Here is a 19,759-nt window from a genome sequence, read left to right on the forward strand (position 1 = left end):
CCCGACTCCGGGGCGCTCATGGGCAGGTGGTCACCGCATCGATCGCGGTGACCTCCTTCGTCAACGGGACACCACGAGTGCCGCCCTCACCGGCTCAGCGATGGGAGAGAGCCACCCGCTCGGCTTCGGCCGCATTGCCGTAGTCCCAGACACAGACCAGGCTGCGATCCTCGACGGCCGCGCGGATACGGGCGCTCACATGCAGCATGAAGGAGGTCAGTCGCGGCTGACGGCCGGCCCAGCGCTCCGCGAACCAGGCTCCCGTCACCTCTTGGAGCAGCAGTTCGGCAGTGGGCTTGGAGCACACCGCCAGCAGATCTCCCTGCTGGGTGGGGATCGGGTCCCAACGGAACTCGACCTCCGCACTCGGCAGTGTCCCACCACCGGGCCCGGCGTCCTGGACCGGAAAGACCGTGGACCACTCGCCGTCCCGCAGCCGTAGGACCATCCCGTCCCCAGCGCCAAAGGCCAGATGGGTCCGGGACTCACGGTCGCCCAGCGGCGAGAGCAGACCCGTCAGCGCCACTCCCACCGCTCGGTCATCGGCCGTGCCCCGCTCCGACAGCCAACCCCGGCTCTTCGCCTCTACCTGGATCGCGCGCCGCACATCGGACAGGGCGAGTCGTAGCGCCGCCGCCGGGCCTGAAAGGTCCTCCGCGGGAGGTTCCTGGTCGCCGGCACGGGCCGTGGTGGGGCCGGCGAGCCAAGGAGCCAACACATCCGCCTGGTTCTGGACCTGGGTGACCAGTGCCCGACAGGCGTGTGCCGCGGCCGATTGCGACCAGGCCCCATCGGGCGCACCCGCGGCGACGGCGCTCAGCAGTGCCGATCCGCCCAGACCGACCGGTACCCGCAGCAGCACCGCGTCTCGTCGGTGCTGCTGCCTCCTACGGTGCCGGTCGCCACAGACCGAAGCCGCCCGGACGATCACCCCGCCCAGATCGGCGCCGTCCAGGAGCGTGTCCGCCGTGGCGTCCTGGCTGAGGGACAGCTGCTGCGGCACGGTGGGGGTCGGCCGGTCGGACTCCCGCAGGGAGGGCTCCACCGCACCCCCCGCGGAGATCAGCCGCATCTGTTGGAGATCCGATGGAAGCCACGGGTGGTCGTCCTCGTGGAGGTCGAACTCCCTGAGGCTGTCCTCGGCCCTCTGCTGTGCCTCCCGCGCGTGCTCAGCCTCCTCCAGCACCCTTTGGTGGGCCTCTTCGTACTCGGTGCGCAACCGCTCCATCTGCTCCAGCAGCCGCGCCGAATCGTCCTCTGCCCGCTCCTTGTCACGGGTGGCCTTGACCGCCTGGAACTGGGCCTGGTCCCGTTCCGCCGCCGCCCGGTCACGGTCGGCCGCGAGCTGACTCCGTTCGGCCAGGGCACCATCGCGTGCCGCCGCGGCCTGGTCCCGCTCGACCCGCGCGGCATCACGTTCCCCCGCCGCCCGCTCAACGCCGGCCCGCTGCTGGGCGAGCTCACGCTCCAGTTGGCCGATCCTGCCGGTCAGCGCCGGGTCCGGGAGGGCCGGGGCCGGTTGATACGGGATGGTGTGGCCCTGGTGTACGGGGCCGCCCGAGGGCGGCAGCGCGGACCGCTGCCGCTGGAACAGCACGCCGATCACCCCAAGCGCCGCCACCAGCAGCACACCGAGCACGAGAGTCATGGTGAATCCTCCTCCCGGCCCTGGGGCCAGGTGTCAGAGAACGGGGAAGGGTCCAGCGGTCGGGCAGCACCGGAGCTCACCGGAGCAGCGGGGACTGAGGGTGTCCGCGGGGGTTTGGGCATCCGGTCGTCGGTCGGCGGCGAACGGCGTCCCCGCCGACCTGCTCGTGCGGTCAGAAGACCCACCGTGTCGTTCTCGAACCGGTCCCACAACTCGGCCCCGCCCCCCGCCGGTAGCGGGGCGTCTACCCCGTCGGGAAAGGGCGTATGCCCATCGAGCGGTGCCAGCGGCCACTGCCGGGTGAATGCCGTGTCCCGACAGCTGAGACGGGTGTCGTCGAAGGCCGCTGCCAGCCGCTGCCGGGTCAGGCCGGCGAGGTCCTCGGCTCGCTCCCGTACCAACGAGGTGACCTGATCGGTCAGCTCAGCGAGTCCACTGCCGACCCGGTCAGCCTGGGCCTGTGCCAAGAGCGCGGCCGGTCGGTGAGGTGCGCCAACTGACGTCGCACCGGGGCCCCGGGGCGCGGTGAGGACGGCCACCACCTCCTGTGCTTCGGCCATGGCGACCGCATGGACCCGGGGCCGGGGCCCACCCAGCGCCGACGCCAGCCGTCCGCTCAGCCAGCTGGCGGTATCCGGCATGCCGGCGGCGCCCGCCCTGCGGTCGGCCGTGGCGATATAGAGGGGGGAAGGACCGTGCGGATGCGCCCGAAGGGTCCGAGTCCACCGCAACAGCCACTCCACCGTTCCCTCCGCACCTGCTCCCGCGTCCAGGGAGAGATCAGCCGCCGGGAACAGCAACAGGACGCCATGGCAGGCGCCGACCAAACGCCGTACCGCCGCGCTGGCGGCGTCTGCGGCGCCCGGTGATCCGCCGGGCACATCGAGGAGTTCGACCGGTGTGCCCGCGCCGTCGGACGGCAGTACCGCCAGTCGATCGCGGGGGCCACCGAGCCAGCGGACCGGTCGGGCGAACAGCGGTTCCAGTGCCGAGGCTTCCTCCAGGGGAACCCCGGCCGCGATGTCCTGGACACGTCGCCACAACACCGCCGTGGTGAGGTCACCCGGCTCGGCCTGGAACCACGGTTCACCGCTTCGGTGCCGCGCACGCAGCCACCCGGCGGTGGTGGGCGGTAGCCCGGGGTCCGCGAACAACCGCCGAGCCAGCCGCTCCAGCACCGCTCGCTGCTCCGGCCCCATGTCCAGGCGGGCCGGAGCGGTCCCCGCCGCGATGGCCAGGGGCAGCACATCGCGCCGTCCCCCGCCGATCGCACCGGCCAGCAGATCCGGCGGGCCCGCCCATCCGACCGGGCGGCCCGTGAGCAGTCCCACCACACCAGGGTCAGCCAGTCGCCGAACGACCGCGATCCGCACCGGCGCACCCCCTGAAGAGCCGGGTGGGGTCCGGGTGCGCAGGACCGCGGCCGCGTCGTCGGCGAGCTGGGGTGTCAGCCCGCCGCCCCGCCCCGCCGATGTACGGGACAGCAACCGCGCCGCCTCAACCCATCGAGCCGGCACGGTTGGGGGTGCCGGCCGGGCGGCGGTCACTGCTGAAGCCTGATGATCACGGCACCGATGCCCGTGCCGTCCTGCGCGCGGGCCAGTGCGTAGAGCACCCACTGCAGCGGCCTGGGCGCGCCGTCCCGGCCCGTGACGTTGTTCTCGTCCCCCTCGCTCGTCAGCTTGATCAGCTGGTCGCGTTGCAGATTCTCCGGGTGCTGGGAGAGGGTGTAGCCCGCTTTCGCGGCGGACTTCGCCAACTCGGTCCAGGCCGCCGCCCGCCACCGCCACCACCAACTCTCCTCCGACGCCGGCGTGGCATGGAGCACCGATCCGATCAAGGCGTCGAGCCGGTGCTCACTACGGAAGCGGTTCTCCGGGTCGGGAGACTTCTGCGATGCCGTGAGCAGCTTCAGACGCTCCACGAGGAGCTGCGGGAAGTAGTCCTCCATTCCCGTGTGAACCGCGGCGTTCCGCCCCATCCACCGCAGCATCAGCAGCGGATCCAGCTTCGCCAACTGGAGCACCTGATAGGCGCGCACGGCCCATTGCTGGCGGCACTCCACGGCTTCCTGGCTGCCGGACCAGGCGGCTGGGCCACCCTTCAAACCGGCTGCGTGCATGATCTCCGGGGGCATGCCCGCCGGCAGTATTCGACTGCTCGCCGGACGCAGGCTCAGCAGTACGGGCCCACAGTGCCCCGGCAGCGCGGGAATGAGTACATCGGGGTCACCGAGGTCCTCGTGCAGGGGTGGAGTCGACCGCTCGCTGGCACTGCGCAGTCCGAGCACCGCCTGCGCCGCACCCGAGAGCCGCTCGTGCCAGTGGACACGCTGTTCATCGGGGAGCCGCAGTAGCGCGGCGTAGGACAACCGCCAGTAGTCGCCCGCCGTCACGGGTTGGCTGACTTTCGGCTGCTCTGCCAGTGGGATCTTGAGCATACGCACGGGAGAGTCCAGCCAGATGCGCGCGGCCGCATCGTCGAGCAGTGCCTGGTACTGCTCCTTCACCGCGTCGCGCAGCGGGTCCGGGACGGTCGGTCGGGTCCTTGTCTGCCGAGTGGTGGTGGTACGGCGCTTCTCCGTGGGGCCGTTGACCGAGGCGTTCTGCGGTTGGCCGGTGGAATCCTGCGATTCCTTCTCCCGCCGCCTCTTCGCCGGCTCGTTCACCTCCGGGTCCGTGGGGAGTCTCGCGCCGTCGGGCGGGGAGGGTTTCGATTCCTCCGCCTCCCCCCGCGCGGTCTGTACGGAGGTCTCCGTGCCGGTCGAGAGCGCCTTCCCGGTGGGTTGCGCCGCACTGTCCGCCGACCGGTCCTGCTCGTCACCGTTCGCCGCTCCCGCCTCCGATCCGGCTCCACCCGGCGATGAGGGCCGGTCGTCGTCCGTTCCGGCCTGGTCCTCGATCTCGACCGACGGTGATTTCTCCGTCGGTAGCGGCTGCGCCGCCCCATCGCCGCCGGTCAGCGAAGGCGCTGAGGCCTCGGTGCCACCGGGCTCTGTTGTGCCGGGCTCAGTGACATCGCCGGTTACGGCGACGGTGACCGATGGGGCGCTGGAGCCCCCGGCGCTGGGGAGGGACTCCGGTGGTGTGATCGTCGTCGGTCCGTCCTCGGCGAGTCTGCCTGCCCGGATGAGATAGCCCAGGCACTGCGCGGCCTCCAACAAGTGGACGCTGTGGGGGTCCCGTCTGATGCGTTCGTCGAAGGGCGACTGGTCGAGACCGCCGAAGCAAGCGGTCAGCGCGTCGAGCAGGATGGCACGGCTGGGCGATGGCTGTTCGAGGAGCCGCAGCACCCGAACCGAGAAGTCGCCGAGCAACTGTTGCGGCGATCGAGCCGCCAGTGGCGCCCCTTGACCGGCTCCGCGCTCCTGGAACAGGGGAGTGAAGTCGTCCATCAGTGCCCTCCGCTGAACGGGTCCCACTCGTCCTTGAACTCCGGCCGTCCCCGGTGCATGCGTTTGCGGTAGACCAGCCCGGACTCGGTCTGGACCTCCACCAGGTTGATGGCCGAGGCGAAGGGCACGGCACCACGGAACACCGAGAGGTTGCCCCGCGCGTCCAAGGCCGCAGTATGGAGCCGCTGCTGGCCATGGACGGCCGCCTCCGGTACGGGCAGGGTGTCCAACGGCACCGGGTTGCCGCTGCCGTCGTCGAGATGGAACTCGTACTGCCCTCCCATCGGCGGCACCGGGACCACCGCGGTCCGACCTCGCACCCTGTGTTGTGTGGTGTCGGTATCGGGGTGGAACGACTCGGTGAAGTAGTAGTCCTCCGCGCCGGGGCGCGGCTCGGGGAAGACTTCCGCGAGCCCGCCGTCCTCGGTGGAGACGCAGAGCCGGCCCGGCAGCCGGCAGCGTCCGAGATCGGGCTCAAAGGACGCCCCGGCGACCAGCTCCGCCAGTTTCATATGGTGTCTGGTCTCATCCACGAAGAAATGCGGACGTCCGTTGCAGAACAGGATGTACGGATCCAACTCCTGGTCGACCTCGATCAGATAGTGCACCCCGTTCTCCCGCAGGGGGTGCCACGCCGGATGGGAGAGGTCGATGGCGTCTCTGCCCTCCGCCGCGAGTTCCAGATCGAAGCTCCCCCACTGGATGGAACGCGAAGCCGAGGTGATCCGGTGCAACTCCACCTTCCGCGGCAGGAGGTTCCAGGCGGACCGGATGCCGAGCGTGCCCCGCTCGTCCAACTCCATGAACGGCTCACCTGCCCGCAGCAACACCACGGGTCGCATGGCCCCCGCCCGCGGGCCGAGATCGCACGGAAGGCTGGAGAACAGCCCATGGGTCTCGATGTCCAGGTCCGTCATCCGAGGGTGCGAGGTCTGCTCTTCGGTGCGCCGGGTCTCGTTGACCCGCGCCACCGATCGCACCGTATGCGCCCAGCCAGCGCCGATCGAGGTCGCTTGCTTGGCAGCGAAGCCCGTCTCGATGGAGAGGGCCAGGGGATTCCAACCGAACTTCAGTTGAGCTCCCGAGTCGGCCCGCGACAACACATCGACCACGGTTTCGCGCACCAGCGCCATATTGCTGGTGCGCCCGGACAGCACGACCTGATCGAGTACCGGCTCCGACCATGTCGCCTGGCCCGCGGCTGCGGCAGCGGCGATCTTCTCCCGCTCGCGCGCAAAGGTCGTCCGCACCAGGTCCGCCCCCATCTCGGCGGCCCGCTGAAGTACCGGAAGCATCAGCTTCCGAAACTGGCCCGGATCGAGGGCGAGCGCACCGGTGGGATCATCCAACCGTTTGGACGCGCCCTGCACGATCTCGGTCAACTCATGCATCTCCAGCTCGACGTTCTGGCCGTCGGCGGCGCTCAGGGCCCGCTTCTTCGCCTCCGCCAGCCGCCAGAGCCCACGGAACCTGTTCCGTGGGCCGCCCGCCACCTGATGCGGCGATGTGGTGCTCCAGGAGGTGGGTAGATAGTCGTTCAGGGTCTCCTTGATGTTCTTGTCCACGACCTTGTCGAGATTGCGGCCCGCCTGGTCGCAGATCTGTGCCGCCAGCGAGCGGTGCCCCGAGTCCTCCTCCTGGTCGCCCTCGCCACGGATGCGCAGCGCGTCGACGATCACCGCCTTGAGCCAGTAGAAGACCTGGAGCGTCAGCAGGTCCCCACCGAGCTGCTCATGACCGGTCGAACCGAGCAGGGTCGGCTCCAACCGGTAGCGACGGCCGGCGACCTTCTCGTCCTTCTCGGGCCGATCGGGCGTCTGGTCGACCAGCACCAGTTGGAGCAGCGCGATGTCCGTCGTACCACCGCCGATGTCGATGACCAGCATGGTGCGATGCCAGGTCGCCGGAGATATCGGAATCGTTCGAGCCGGTCCGCTCGGGGCGTCGGCCGCGTCGCGCGGTGGCGGAAGCGTCCTGGTCACCCGGCGCGAGCGGGCGCGCAGCGCCTCCAGCCCGAGGTTCTGGTTACCGGACAGCTCCCGCATCACGAAGAACAGCCCGGCGGCCAGACCCTCGTCGTAGTCGGTGACCACCCGAGGCGCGCCCAACGCCGCACGCACCAACTGCCCCAGCCGTCGCTTCACCTCGGGCAGTACGGTCGTGGGATAGGTGACCACCACGGTCTGCACGCTGCTGCCCGGGTTGTTCTTGTCAGCGGTGAGCCGCTCCGCCGTTTTGACCAGCTCCAGATAGAGGTGCTGGGTCAGATGGACGGCCGACAGATCGGAGTCCGGCACCTCGGGCATCCTCGCCCGCATCACCATCCGCTTGAGCCCGGTGATGGCCCCCTGTTCCTCGGAGAGCCGGAACACCCGTGACTCCAAGGCGCCGGGCACCGCGTCGGGTGCGTCGTCGACGATCTCCACCAGTGAGCTCGCCGGTGCGAAGGTGTCCACTCCTTTGGGCCCGGGGAAGGGCACCGGGCGCAGCTCATGGAGTCGGAGCGGGGGTGTGTCGGTCACCCTGGTGTAGCCCTGGTGGAGCCGTGGGACCAGCCACGACCGTAGTTGCCTGCTGCCTTTGTGCATGGCGTGCTCCACCGCGAGGTGGAGCGCCGAAACCGCCTCCGGATGGTGTTCGGCCACCAGCGCGAGGGCTCTGCGGCCCGTCATCCTCTCTTCGGTGGACCCCCGCAGCGTCAACTCGCCGTCCAGGATCTCGGTGACGGCTACCCGCCACTCGGCGGGGACGGCTCCCGGGCCCTTGGTCTCGGCCGAGTCGTCCGGCAGCGTCAGGAGTTCGGTGAGGAAGCTCCCGAGCGCCATGCTCTGGGCCGGATCGACGGAGTGCCGTTCGACATAGCCGGTGTCCTGGAGGGTGACGGTCGATGCGCTGGTACCGAAGTCGACGACCACGAACTCCTGGTAGTGGTTGTCCGACGGTTCCCGCAGTGGCAGGAACTCCGGTACGTAGTCGGTTTCCGGCGCCGCCTGCGGGAGTTCACCGGGAGGCGCGAACTCCAGCATCACACTGGCGCCGATCACGGACTTGCCCTTGGCGTTCTGAAGGTCGATCTCCCAGAACGCGTCGACGTAGAGCGGCTCATGCAGAGCGCGTGCGGCGCTACCGGGCCGGCGTGGACTGAGATGGACGAAGGCCGTCTCCACGACCGCGTCCCGCACCAGGTCAAGATCGCCGAGTACCGTCTTGTGCGCCTCGCCCTGAGCCGACCAGGCTCCCTTGACCGCGCGGAAGAGCCCCTGGGGCAGCTCGGCGGTTCCCACCGGAGCGAGCTTGAGGCGGCCGGGGAGTTGAACGCCCAGGTAGGTCTGCCCCGGCTCGTGGTTGGGGTGCAGGGTGACGATGGGCAGCGGATAGCAGCCCTCGTACTCGAAGAGCCGGAAGGTGCGATCCCCGGTGCGCATCACATGGCCGGGTGGCGCTATGGAGGACTCGGGGGCGCGGAAGGAGAGATAGGGCTCGGCCATCAGGCGTTCCTCCAGGTGCTGATCAGCTGGTCAATCGGCTGCCGGCCCGGTGCCTCCCCCGGTTGGCCGGCGCCGGAGGGTCCTACTGGGCCGTCAGGCCCGTCCTGGCCGCTCCCGCCGTCCGGGGCGGTGGGTCCGCCGGACCCATCGGGCGCGTCGGGCTCCGGGGGTTCCGAGCGCGGTGGTCGGATGTCGTCGTCCGTGGGCAGGAACACCGCCGTCTCCTTGTAGAACCCGATCAGCGCGTCGACGCGTGCGCTCAGCAGTCGGTTCAGCCTGTCGGTGACCAAGGAGGCCGCGGTGTTCGCCGCGTACAGCCGAAACTGCGTGACCATCTGGGGGTGGCGTTCCTGACTTTCCGTCATGGGGTCGAGGTCGCGCACCCCGTGGTGCCAGGGCAGCGCGTGATCGGCCTGAGCCGGGAAGCGTTCCGCGACATCCTCCTCGGGCAGGGGATCTGCGGCATGCGACGCGGCTTGCCGTTCGACCACATCCTGCGGGTCCAAGGCGTTCCACAGCTGTTCCAGCCGGTTCTCCACCTCGATGGCATCACCGATGTACGCCAGAAACACCTCTTCCAGCAGGGGGATCGTGCCGGGCTCCTCAAACCAGAGTCGCAGTTCCTCGAAGGTGTCCTTCCAGGCCGTCTGCCAACTGGTCAACCACTGCTTGAGCTCCTTCTCCGCCTGGTCGGTCCGCCCGGCGACGAGGGCGGTGAACCGGGTGATGTACCCCTTCGAGGTGTCTGCCGCGCTCTCCGTCGGCATCTGCACCGGTTTCCGTCCCGGCAGCGGTTTTCGTGGTGACGCGGTCGGTGCCTTGCTCTTGGTCACCAGGCCCTTCTTGTCCGTCCGGGCCCGGAGCAGCAGTTGCTCCCACTCGGCCCAGTCGTAGACCTCCTCAAGTACCTGGCCGGCCGCCGATGCCAGGCTGGGCGGCGGAGGGAGTTCCCGCACGACCTGCGGGAGCTGGGTGTCCGTGCCGGAGCCCTGCTCCTGGGCCGCGTCCGGTACTCCGCCGCGCAAATCCCGCAGCTGGGACAGGAGCGCGTCGACCAGGAACCGGAAGCGCCGTATCTGATCGAGGAGCCGGTTGTACTCCGCCGCTCCGGGATCGCCGTCGGAGCTCTCCTGCCGGATCTGGTACTGGAGGGCCAGCAGGGCCGACCACAACTTGCGCCGGGAGGCCTCCGCCCGTTCGACCTTCTGCTCGGTCCCATTGGAGCGCAGTTGGCTCTCGATCAGTCGTTGGAGGGCCCTGATGCCGCCGTCGTGCTCGGCATCGCGAAGCCGTCGACCCCACGGACCTTGGGGATCGACCTGATCGAATCGGGCGGCGGTGCTCTCCCAGCGTGGATGCGGCCCCTGGTCCAGCTTCTGGAGCGCGTCCTCGATCACGTCGCGCGTGCCTTGCGAGAGCTCGGCGTACGGCAGTCCGTACCGGCGGATCGCGGACACCGACGAGGTCGCGACGACCGCTGACTCCCTGCCCTTGACGAACTTGTCCGAGTGCACATGGATGCCGTTGAGGGAGTCCGAGCGCTGGAGCAGTTCGCTCTTGGGGAGCTCGATGTCCGGCAGGGTGGGAACGAGGACCCGGTCAAAGCTGTTCGCGGCGACCAGCGCCGCCTTGGCCAGGGCCTCGGGCGGGCGGCCGTCCTTGACCAGCATGCCCCAGAACTCCTCGACCCCCCGGCCCCCGGGTTTGCGCGAGTCCAGGACCACCAGAATCGTGTGTACCTCGGCCAACTCGCTCCGACTGAGGTGGACATCGCGGCCGTAGGAGCCGGCGCCGCCGATGCCGGGGAAGTCGAGGAACTGCAAGGGGTGCTCGGCGAGGAGCTGGTGGAGTTCCCAGTGCTCGGGTGACACCTCGACATCGAAGACGACCCGCTCGATCAGCATGAAACTCCGGGCGAGGATCTCCGCGTTCTTCTCCACCTCGGCCGCGCTGAAGGGCTGGATACGCGGGCGGGGTTTGCTCGTCGGAATGCGTTCTTCGGTGCCGTGGTCGAGTGCCTCGCGCACCACCTTGGTGCTGACGTGCTGGACCGTGCCCAGGACATCGGTCTGGCTGAGTAGGGCGTCGCGGATACGGCAGAGCTCGGTCGCCGCCGCCACATGGGTGGCGGAGATCTGGATCGGATCGATCAGCGGTTGCGGTGCGTCGGGTGTGTTCGCCGGCCAGAGGCAGGAGATCCACTGATCGAACGGCCCCCAGCCACGGCTGTCGGTCAGCGGATCGTAGTCACCCAGGACATGTCCCGCGCCCAGCACGGGATGGTCCTCGTCCATGCCGTCGGCCAGATCGGTCATGATCGATCGGACACAGGCCCGCAGCCGCTTCTCACTGAGGTAGTGCACCTCGGCTGTGGGCGCGGTCCGGGTGCTCCGCGGCGGGCTGGTGTTCTGGTGAGGGCCCGATTCGGCGGATGCCGAAGGGGTGGCTTCGTCGATGCCGTCGGCGCCGCTCGCCGGAGCCTGGCGCAGCCGGAGCACGGTGATGTTGCCGGTGGCCTTGCGATCTTCGACGGGGAGGAGATCGGGTCTGCCGAGCACCGATCCCAACAGCAGCGACTTACCCACACTGAACTCACCGACCACACCGAAGGTGACTGGCTTGCGCACCCGGTCGCGGAGTTCCAGGACGAACCGCATCACCTCCGCATGTCGATCGTGGGCCTCCTGGGTCCCCGGTATCTCTTGTTGTTCGAGCATCGCGAGGGTGTCGTCAGCGAAGCGACGCAGCTCGGTCAGATTGAGTTGTGGCGCCAAGGGAGGTGTCCTCCTCGTTCCGTTCTGTGCTCGGATGGAGCCCGAAGGGCCCGTGGATATGGTCAGAAGGCCCAGCGCACCGGATGGACCACCACGGTCGGCGGGGCTGCCTGCAACAAGGGAATCCGTGGTGGCGACGCTCCTGCGCCCGCGTTGCCGTCCGGTCACTGACGCAGAAAGAACAGTTCGATGGTCGCCTGTCCCCGTTCGCGGTCCCCGCTGGTGTTGCGATAGCCGCGGATGATCTCCTCGTGGTAGGCGGGGAAGAACGTGGCGGATACGGACGGGAGCAGGGCGCCGATGGCACGCGCGTAATCCCGGCTGGCGTTGTCGGTGACCGGGCAGGTCCGACAGGATCCGGCCGTGCCCCAGATGATCACGAGAGCGGCCCTCTTGCCGGGGTACGCGCTGATGCCCTTGGCCACCTCGTCCCTGATGTCGCGTACGGCCGCCGCCTCTCTGGCCAGCAAGCCAGGGGCATCGCCCCGCACATCGAACTCCTCGCTATCCGGGTCTAGTCCGGGCTGAGCCGCTGACACCCTGGGTGAGGGGGTCGGCGAGGCCGATACCGCTGGGGCGGGGGAGGCGGACGGTTCACCATCCGCCCGGTCGGCGGTGGTCGGGGCCGTCCACTGGCCACCCAGGGCGATCACGGTGATCACCAGCAGAAGATCCGCGAAGAGCCAGCCCGCCGCATGGACCACACTGCTCCCGGAGCGCCGCTTCACCGCTGGTCCTCTCCGGTGCCCATGACGGGCTCCGTCTCGGCCTGGTCCTCGCTGCCATCGCCCCTACCGGTGTCGAAGGCCCGCCCTGGTGGCCCCTCTCGACCCTGGGGGACGGCATCCCGCGGGCCGTCAGAACCGCGGAACCCGGGGGGAACGGCGTCCCAGGGCTCCGCCTGCTCCAAGGGGACCGGGTCCGAGGAGACGGTGTTCCGTTGATCCCCCGTCCCCCGTTGATCGAACTGAACGGTCGGATCGTCAGGCGCCTGCGAGTCCCACTCGTCCCAACCCGACTCCAACGCCTGGCCGACCCCGCCCTCCACCGGCCCTACCGGACTCTCCCATTCAGGACCGAAGCCGCCGACCTCGGCGAAGTCGGGCAGATCCAGGGGGGAATCCACGTCGGAGACGGGTTCTTCGGGGACCCGACCGCCGGTCCGCCTCTCTCCGTACCCATCTGCTGCGCTTGTCCTCGCCGCAAGGCCTTCGGCCGATCCGGAGCCCCCATCGCCAAAGCCAGCGACCAGCGGCGGCTCCACCCCGGGCGCGTAGCCGTAGCCGGGCCTGTGGCCGTTCGTATCGGGCGGCAGGAACTGGGGCACGAACGAATCGTTCGCGGGGAAGCCAGGGCCGGGGCGTTCACCCTCGTCGAAGCCGTCGAGGTCAGGTGGGTACTCGTCCTCGATCGATGCCTCGCCGGGCAGGGAGGTCCCGTCGTAGGACAGATCGAGCCCGGCCGCACCATGACCGGCAACGCCCCAGCGGGGCGGACCGTCCGCGGGCGGTGACGGCTCGGCAGCCGGCATGGACCGTACGACCCGGTTCGTCGTCTCCTCGACCAGGGCCGCGACCGCGTGCAGAGTCTGACGGAAGTCATCGGTCGCCGCCCGCAGCCCGTCCTCGGTCTCCTCTCGACTCATCCGGGCGGACAGTTCGGCGTCCTCGCGCTGCCGCGTCAACTCACGCAACTGATCCACCTGGGAGCCCAGTTCGCCGGCCACGGCGTTCGCGTCCCCCCGCAGGGAGACGGCGAGCGCCACCACAGCGCGGTCATACGCCCAGCCGATCCGCTCCGCGCCATCGGCGGCCGACACCTCCAGCGCTTCCGGTAGCGCCGCCACCGTGCCGTTCAGCCGATCGGCCGCGCCGGCCAACTCGGCCACCGCCCCCTCAAGCGCCACCCGTACCGCATCGACGGTCCCACCCATCGCCTCGGCCGTACGGTCCAGCAGACCGACCCCCTGACGTACCGCGTTCTCCTCATGGGTGGCCGCCTCATCGGCCGCGTCAGCAATACGGCGTACGGCATCGTCGGCCGCTGCCGCCAACTGTCCGGCGGCCGTCCGCGCGGACTCCTGGACCTGTCTGCCCATCTCGTCGAGAACCTTGACGACCTCACCTGAGAGCACCTCGGCGCCCCTGCCGGCGCCTTCCGCCGCCCGTGACGCGCTGTTGGCGGACGCCTCGACCGCGGAGGCGGCGGCGCGAAGACCGGTGACCCCCTCACCCAGCGCCTTCGCCGCCGACCGGGTGAGAGCCGCGGTCTCACGCGCCTGTTCGATCAGCTCCCCGGTCTCCCGCTGCACCGAACCCGCCAGTTCGCCCAGCGTCCTGAGACTGGAGGCCGCGCCCTGCAACTCCTGCGCGAACCGCAGGGGTGTCATATGCGCCGCACCGGACGCCAGCGCCTGGACCTGTGCAAGAGCCCCGGACAGCCGCGCTGTGAACAGCCGGGAGGCAGCGTCGTCCGCTTGCTCCTGGCGGCTTCGCAACCGAGTCGCCGCGATCAGCCCGCTGAGGGCAAGAACGGTGTACAACACCATCACATCGAAGTGGAACGGCGCCCAGAGCTCCCCGGCGAAGCCCTGCTGCCAGAGCGCGAGAAACGACTCCGTGCCGCCCTTACCCGCTTCCCGCATCCTCTGATAGGCCCAGGCGGCCGCACCCAGACCCGCCCAGGTGACCAAGAGCGGAAGGAAGACCAGCGCGCCGGCCCAACCGGAGAAGGAGCGCGCCCACCGCTCTCGACGAGCCGGCCACCCCCCGGACCGCCCACCGCCAACAGGACCTACCGCGGGCGCCGTTCCCCGGGACTCCGCTGAACTCCGCGCCGCCCGTGCGCTCGCCGGTACGGCCAGGAACACATTCGGCGCCGCATACGCCGAGATGAGATCCGTACCTGCCCAGCGGGCGAGCCGCTCGGGCGCGGTGATGTCGTCCGCGAGCTCCTCCAGGGCCGCCCGGTGCACCGACACTCGGACATCGTCCGCCAACGCACGTAATTCGTCGGCGAGTTGTACGGGATTGCTCGCCGTCGGACCGGCCACCGGTACATCACTGCCGGCCATCGAACCCCCCAGTCCGGAATTTCCCCCACGCCCCGCCTTCCCCGGACAGGGCACGTTCACCCGACCTCTGGCGTAACAGCACGCTCCGAGCCGAGCCGGTCACCATTACGCCATAGATCAGGCCATCCGGACTATCGGTTGAACCTAAAACGTAGGCATAGAGAGCCGACCGCGGGGGTGGGCAGGGCCTAGGAGGCGGTCTCTGGGGTGCGGGAGGGGCGTTGCGACGTGGAATCCGCCGACGGGCGGGTCGGTGTCCCGCGCTCCAGGGACCGCTGTCAGCGAACCGTTGCGTCTCGCGACAGAGGTGCCTGTTGACCTATCCGCCGACGAGCCGGTGGGGGGAGTCCAGAACGACGCTGGACCGGAGCCGACATTCGGCTCCGGTCCAGCGCGGGGGAGGATCGCGGATTCACTTCACTCGGGACTAGCGGCCCTGAAGCGTCTTCACATTCTTACCGAAGGTCCAGTTTCGTGACCCGTCCCAGTTGATCGACCAGGTCATCAGTCCCTTGAGGGCGTTGTTGTACCCGTTCCACGCCTGAGCCACGAGCCCCGGTGACATATAGCCACCGCCCGCGCCCTGCTGCGCCGGCAGACCCGGCACCTGCTTGTCGTACGGAACCCTGATCGTGGTGCCCTGGATGACCAGGCCCCGGTTGAGGCAGTCCGTCTGGGCCTTGAAGCCGGCGACCGTCCCGGCGGAGTACGAGTCACCGGAGCAGCCGAACATGCTGCCGTTGTAGTACTGCATGTTCAGCCACCACAGCCGGCCGTTGTCGGCGTACTTCTTCACGATGGGGAGGTACGCGCCCCAGATGGAGCCGTAGACCACGCTGCCACCGGTCACATAGGCGGTCTCCGGTGCCATGGTCAGACCGAAGTTCGGGGGCATCTGGGCGAGCACCCCGTCGATGATGCGGATGAGGTTGGCCTGTGAGGCGGAGGGTTGGTTGATGTTGCCACTGCCCACGAGACCGGTCTCGATGTCGATGTCGATCCCGTCGAAGTTGTACTTCTTGAGGATCGGCACCACGGTCGCCACAAACCGGTCGGCGACCGCGCTGGAGCTGAGATCGATGCCCGCGGCCGCGCCACCGATCGACATCAGGATGGTGAGGCCGTCCTGCTTGGCCTGACACATCTCGGCGGGTGTGGGGACCTTCACCGTGTTGTCCATCCCGTCCTCCCACAGGACGGTCCCGTCCGAGCGGATGACCGGGAAGGCCGCGTTGATCACGTTGTAGCCATTGGCACGGATACGGCTGTCCGTGATCGGTATCCACCCGAGAGGCGGATGCACGCCGTTGGAGGCGCCGTCCCAGTTCTCCCAGTAACCGTGGAGCACCTTGCCCGCGGGCTTGGACTTGACCGCGCAGGTTTCGGCGGCTGCCGCGGCCGGCTGCTCGCTGGGTGCGGCGCTGGGCGCCTGGGCGGTCACCATCTGTACCGCGAACGCCATGGCCAGGGCGGACCCCAGAAGACGTAACGTCCGACCGATCATACGGTGCTCCCTTCGGGCTCCTTGGGTGACGGCGGCTGCTCTCCGCGGGTCCATGGAGCTCTCGGTGAGTGGTGGGGGGTGAATGGCACGTGGGGGGCGTGATGTTGTGTGGATGTCCGCGTGCCGCCCAGGGGGGAGGGCGGCACGCGGTGGGGATCGATCACCTGGGGGCGGGTGTCGACATCATCCTGGCGGCGGGAGACAGGTTTGCCACGACTGGGGAGAGCCGGAGGGCAGAGAGCCATGGGGCACGAGGGGGGTAGCTCTGTGGAGCACGCTCACCTCCTGGACTGTGGGGGTCTCAAGACGTACGCGATGCGATGCGGCAAACCGTAAGTTGGTCCAGACCTGCCGTCAATAGGTCTGGACCAAAGTTGCGGTCGGGTCATGTGAAGGAGTCGTGGGCAATGACCTTTGACCGGGGAGAACGGATCCCCGGAGAAGTCATCTGCCCGGCATGTCGATTTCAACTACCGTGTCATCAAAGCGCTGTTAAGGTTCCGATTTGCGATGCCTGGGGGAATCGGGGGGAGAACCATTGCTGCGTCCGGTCTGCGGAATCCATTCCTTCGCATGGCCCGGGCGGCGCTGGCGGACGCTCGCCGTCACGTTCTGGGTCGTGGACCCCTCCACTCTGACGACCTCCGCCGACAGCTTCCAGGACAGCGGGAACGCAGCTGCCGAGGGGCAGCGACCCGCACCCTCCAGAGCATCGGTGACCCTGGTCGTAGAACGGTCGGGCCCCTCCCGGGTAAGTCTGGAACACCACACCGGTCTCCAGCGTTCCCGCCGGCTCGATGCCTTCCCTGACGACAAGCGGTCACGGCACACCGTCATCAGAGCCGCCCAGACCTCCGGACGGCATCCCCGGGTCGAGCATGAGGACGTCGGGCGCGGCTACGGGACCTCAGCTGCCAGGGCGCTCTGGGACTCAGGAAACGCAGTCACCGGCCTCACCGAGCTACAGCGCGCAGTACGCGCATGGGAGGCGGGCCCCGGCGGCGCGCATCCATCGATCGCCGTCGCCGTCGCCGCCGCCCTGCTCGGGCGGATGTATCTGCGCCTCGGAGTACCGGATCGGGCCGTGGCCGCCGTGGAGCTTGCGCTGGCGCGGTCGTCGGGGTGGGCGGAACCCGATCCCCACTGCCTGGAGATCGTGCGGACACTTCACCAGGAGATCCGGTCACCAGCCGGTGGTCAGGGGCTGCGGCAGCTCGCGGGACGGCCCTCGACAGAGCATTTCCAGACCCCTGGACCGGACGGGAAACACCTGGTGGCGCGCCTCGAATCGGGGGTGGAGACTGACTCGCTGATCCGACCGTCACCCCCTTCTGTCACAGTGGGCAGGGTGATCACAAACCTTGCCGACCCCAAGCCCCTCCCTCTCGAAGACTTCTGGCAGTTCATCGAGCTGGCCCGAGCCGAAGCGACCCCCGATCGGCCCTTCGCGTCCGTTCTCGTGGACACGCTGGCCGCGTCCTCACAAGAGACGGTCCTCGCCTATGAGCTGACCTTCACCGCGATGCATGGAGCGCTGTACCGCTGGGATGTGTGGGCCGCCGCCTATCTGATAGGCGGCGGGTGCTCGGATGATTCCTTCATGGACTTCCGGGCGGGTGTCATCGCCCAGGGCCGCTTCTGGTACGAACGTGTTCTCGCGGCCCCGGACGGTTTCGCGGAGCATCCCGTAGCGCAGGACGGTGAGCCTGAGTTGCTGGAAGAGGTCGTCTTCGACGAGGAAACCAACTACGCGGCATTCCGGGCGTTCTCCCTGCTCGGCGGAAGCGAGGCGGAGTGGGAGTCCGTCGTCCGAGCCGGGGATGATGCGGAACCCGACATGGGTGAGGACTTCGACTTTGACGACGATGACGAGATGCGCCGCAGACTGCCCGCTCTGGCGGCTCTCTTCCTGGACCTGGACGACTGATCGGTTGCTGGATCCCCACGGCTGATCGGTTGCAGGATTCCCGCGACTGATCAGGGAGGTGGAGCAAGGCCCCCGGCGGTCGGTGTGGCGCCGTGGCCTTCGCCGTGCGCCCCGTGGGCCGCATGGCTCCGCGCGCAGGCGGGGGCGACTCGGCGGGATTGACGACAGGGGCCGACCGCGGCTGTCAGAGACCAGGTGCGTCATCGAGTCGGCGCATCCGGCCGTCTTTGGTGAGTGGTGGGTCATCGAGCCGGGCGGATAGCAGCGTTGGAACAACTCGCCGGTGAACTCACGGCGGCTGCGGACACCCGCTTTGTCGAAGACCTTCCGCGGATGGTCCTGCACCGTGTACTCGCCGATGTGAAGTGCGGCAGACACCTCGGCCGTTGAGCGGCCCAACAGCACCTGCTGTGCGACTTCGCGCTCGCGCGGAGTGAGGCCGTAGGCATCGAGCACGATGGCCGTGAGCTCACCCGGTTGACTCGGTGCCAGTGACACATAGATGAGCGGTGCACCCTCGTCGGCGGTCGAGCCCGCACCACCGCCATGGGGCATCCCGCTCCCAGCCTTCTCGCGCCAAGCGCTGAGGGTGACCCACTGCCCGGTGTCGCTGATCACCCGGGACCGCACCTGCGCACCGAACGCGGCCGTACGCACCTTGTTGACCAGAGCTTGAAGGGCATACGGGTAGCGGCGACCAGGCTCGGGACGGGTCTCCTGGATGAGTCCCAGCCAGCGCTCGGCAGTGGAGGTGCACAGGTGGACGTGCTGCTCGTCATCGAAGACAAGCAGCCCCGCGGCATCTGGTACATCGTCGCGGTCGATGCTCGGCCTCACTGGTGCTCCGCGGTGCGACGACCGAAGGGACGAGAAGCTTCCGCATCGAATGGTCCTGAGCCCGGTGAGTACCGCCTGGGCAGCAGGGCTCGGTGGCCCCCACGGGGGGCCACCGAGTTACGTCGGTGGCTGGGCCGCTACTCCGTCGAAGACGGTCTCCTCCCGTGGGCTGGATCGAGTCTCGCGGGAGATCGGGCCTGTCGACTCTGAGGAGTACCTGTACAGCCTGCCCCTTGAGACGCTTGGCCCGCCGGGGAGGGTACGACTCGACTACTGCGGGGAAACGGCCAGCATCGAGGTCCGCTACCGCTACTCGGGGAGGCGGCGTTGGCAGTGACAGAACTGGCCTATCGCATCGCCTGCATCGTTGAGGAAGAGACCGGCCTGACTGGTCACGACTTCGAGGTGGAACAGCCCAACCGAACCGGTGATCCCGTCCGAGCTGCGGCGCGGCCGAGCGGTGCCTCCGACTGGGCACAGCAACACTCGACCTAGCGGATCACCGGGCTTGAGACGTCGATGTACCGGTCGGCGGTGTTGCGTTGCTCTGATATCGGGCGGTCGGAGGTTGAGGGCCTGCCGCCCGACTGCCGCGGCGCATCCCCCGATCACGCTGGTTCTCCGGGGCGGGATCACTGCTCAAATGCCGCCTGCGCAACTGGTCGCGGACCGAGCGTGTCGGGGACCGAGGGTATGGAACATGCCTTGTCGGCCAGGACCACGTCGGGCCGGGTGCGTGGCCGGGCCGCCGCCGGGAAACGCGCGGGCGGTCCATGGCGTGGGGAACGCGTCGGCGGTGACCATGAGGTTGGTGCAGTCGCATCGCAGGACTGTCCGACCGTCGGAACGCCTGGGAACGAAGGCGAGAGACTGACAGTGGGCCTCGGCTCGCGGCCCCACTCTGCAACGTTGGTATCGGCGGCCTCGCGATCCCCCATGACGCACCCCGGAACGACCCGGCCCCTGTGTACCCGCCCGACGAGCCGACCCGCCGAGGCGCAAACTGAATAGGTCGAGCCAAGTTGTTTAGTTTTTGTGGGTTTTGATGTGGGTGGTGAGTTGGGGGATGACGGTGAAGAGGTCGCCGATGATGCCGTAGTCGGCGAGGTCGAAG

The 19,759-nt window shown here is 68.9% G+C and carries 11 protein-coding genes and 1 pseudogene; 3 read left to right on the forward strand and 9 right to left on the reverse strand.

Features of this window, described 5'->3' with window-relative positions; all coding sequences use genetic code 11:
* Positions 1-94: 94 nt before the first annotated feature.
* The 8 genes from NBG84_RS37305 to NBG84_RS37340 form a co-directional block, all read right to left on the reverse strand.
* Complete coding sequence (locus NBG84_RS37305) at positions 95-1,648, reverse strand: coiled-coil domain-containing protein (protein WP_250924156.1); 1,554 nt, start codon at positions 1,646-1,648, stop codon at positions 95-97.
* Positions 1,645-3,195 carry a hypothetical protein gene (locus tag NBG84_RS37310; protein ID WP_250924157.1) on the reverse strand — a complete coding sequence of 517 codons (1,551 nt, stop codon included), beginning with the start codon at positions 3,193-3,195 and terminating at the stop codon, positions 1,645-1,647. The genes NBG84_RS37305 and NBG84_RS37310 overlap by 4 nt, the downstream gene beginning before the upstream one ends.
* Positions 3,192-5,042 (reverse strand): hypothetical protein, encoded by a 1,851-nt coding sequence (locus NBG84_RS37315; RefSeq protein WP_250924158.1) that lies wholly within the window; start codon positions 5,040-5,042, stop codon positions 3,192-3,194. Before NBG84_RS37315 ends, NBG84_RS37310 begins: the two co-directional genes overlap by 4 nt.
* The gene (locus NBG84_RS37320) at positions 5,042-8,530 is read right to left on the reverse strand and encodes an Hsp70 family protein (RefSeq protein WP_250924159.1); all 3,489 of its coding nucleotides are present in this window, start codon (positions 8,528-8,530) and stop codon (positions 5,042-5,044) included. Before NBG84_RS37320 ends, NBG84_RS37315 begins: the two co-directional genes overlap by 1 nt.
* On the reverse strand, positions 8,530-11,304 hold the full coding sequence (locus NBG84_RS37325) for a hypothetical protein (RefSeq protein WP_250924160.1): 2,775 nt from the start codon (positions 11,302-11,304) through the stop codon (positions 8,530-8,532). The genes NBG84_RS37320 and NBG84_RS37325 overlap by 1 nt, the downstream gene beginning before the upstream one ends.
* Positions 11,305-11,468: 164 nt before the next feature.
* Positions 11,469-12,032, reverse strand: coding sequence for a hypothetical protein (locus NBG84_RS37330; protein WP_250924161.1), 564 nt, complete (start codon positions 12,030-12,032; stop codon positions 11,469-11,471).
* Positions 12,029-14,377, reverse strand: coding sequence for a coiled-coil domain-containing protein (locus tag NBG84_RS37335; RefSeq protein ID WP_250924162.1), 2,349 nt, complete (start codon positions 14,375-14,377; stop codon positions 12,029-12,031). The genes NBG84_RS37330 and NBG84_RS37335 overlap by 4 nt, the downstream gene beginning before the upstream one ends.
* 427 nt (positions 14,378-14,804) lie before the next feature.
* Entirely contained in the window at positions 14,805-15,881 is a 1,077-nt protein-coding gene (locus tag NBG84_RS37340) for a chitinase (protein WP_250924163.1), read from the reverse strand.
* A gap of 619 nt (positions 15,882-16,500) precedes the next feature.
* Between NBG84_RS37340 and NBG84_RS37345 the strand changes: the two genes are divergently transcribed.
* A complete protein-coding gene (locus NBG84_RS37345; protein WP_250924164.1) occupies positions 16,501-17,808 on the forward strand; it encodes a DUF4240 domain-containing protein in 1,308 nt (435 codons plus the stop codon).
* Between the two features lie 267 nt (positions 17,809-18,075).
* Entirely contained in the window at positions 18,076-18,198 is a 123-nt protein-coding gene (locus NBG84_RS40910; protein ID WP_285368796.1) for a hypothetical protein, read from the forward strand.
* Here NBG84_RS40910 and NBG84_RS41720 read toward each other — a convergent pair.
* Positions 18,157-18,363, reverse strand: a pseudogene (locus NBG84_RS41720) (hypothetical protein); the annotation flags it as partial. The gene NBG84_RS40910 and the pseudogene NBG84_RS41720 overlap by 42 nt on opposite strands.
* A gap of 609 nt (positions 18,364-18,972) precedes the next feature.
* Between NBG84_RS41720 and NBG84_RS37350 the strand changes: the two are divergent.
* On the forward strand, positions 18,973-19,140 hold the full coding sequence (locus tag NBG84_RS37350) for a hypothetical protein (protein ID WP_250924165.1): 168 nt from the start codon (positions 18,973-18,975) through the stop codon (positions 19,138-19,140).
* Positions 19,141-19,759 lie beyond the last annotated feature (619 nt).

The organism is Streptomyces albipurpureus, assembly GCF_023701525.1.
Classification (GTDB): Bacteria; Actinomycetota; Actinomycetes; order Streptomycetales; family Streptomycetaceae; genus Streptomyces; species Streptomyces albipurpureus.

What these genes read in the sequence shown, in the direction of transcription:
- NBG84_RS37340 (WP_250924163.1), bottom strand. Translation starts at nt 15,881, where the DNA reads ATGATCGGTCGGACGTTACGTCTTCTGGGGTCCGCCCTGGCCATGGCG.
- NBG84_RS37335 (WP_250924162.1), bottom strand. Translation starts at nt 14,377, where the DNA reads ATGGCCGGCAGTGATGTACCGGTGGCCGGTCCGACGGCGAGCAATCCC.
- NBG84_RS37315 (WP_250924158.1), bottom strand. Translation starts at nt 5,042, where the DNA reads ATGGACGACTTCACTCCCCTGTTCCAGGAGCGCGGAGCCGGTCAAGGG.
- NBG84_RS37320 (WP_250924159.1), bottom strand. Translation starts at nt 8,530, where the DNA reads ATGGCCGAGCCCTATCTCTCCTTCCGCGCCCCCGAGTCCTCCATAGCG.
- NBG84_RS37305 (WP_250924156.1), bottom strand. Translation starts at nt 1,648, where the DNA reads ATGACTCTCGTGCTCGGTGTGCTGCTGGTGGCGGCGCTTGGGGTGATC.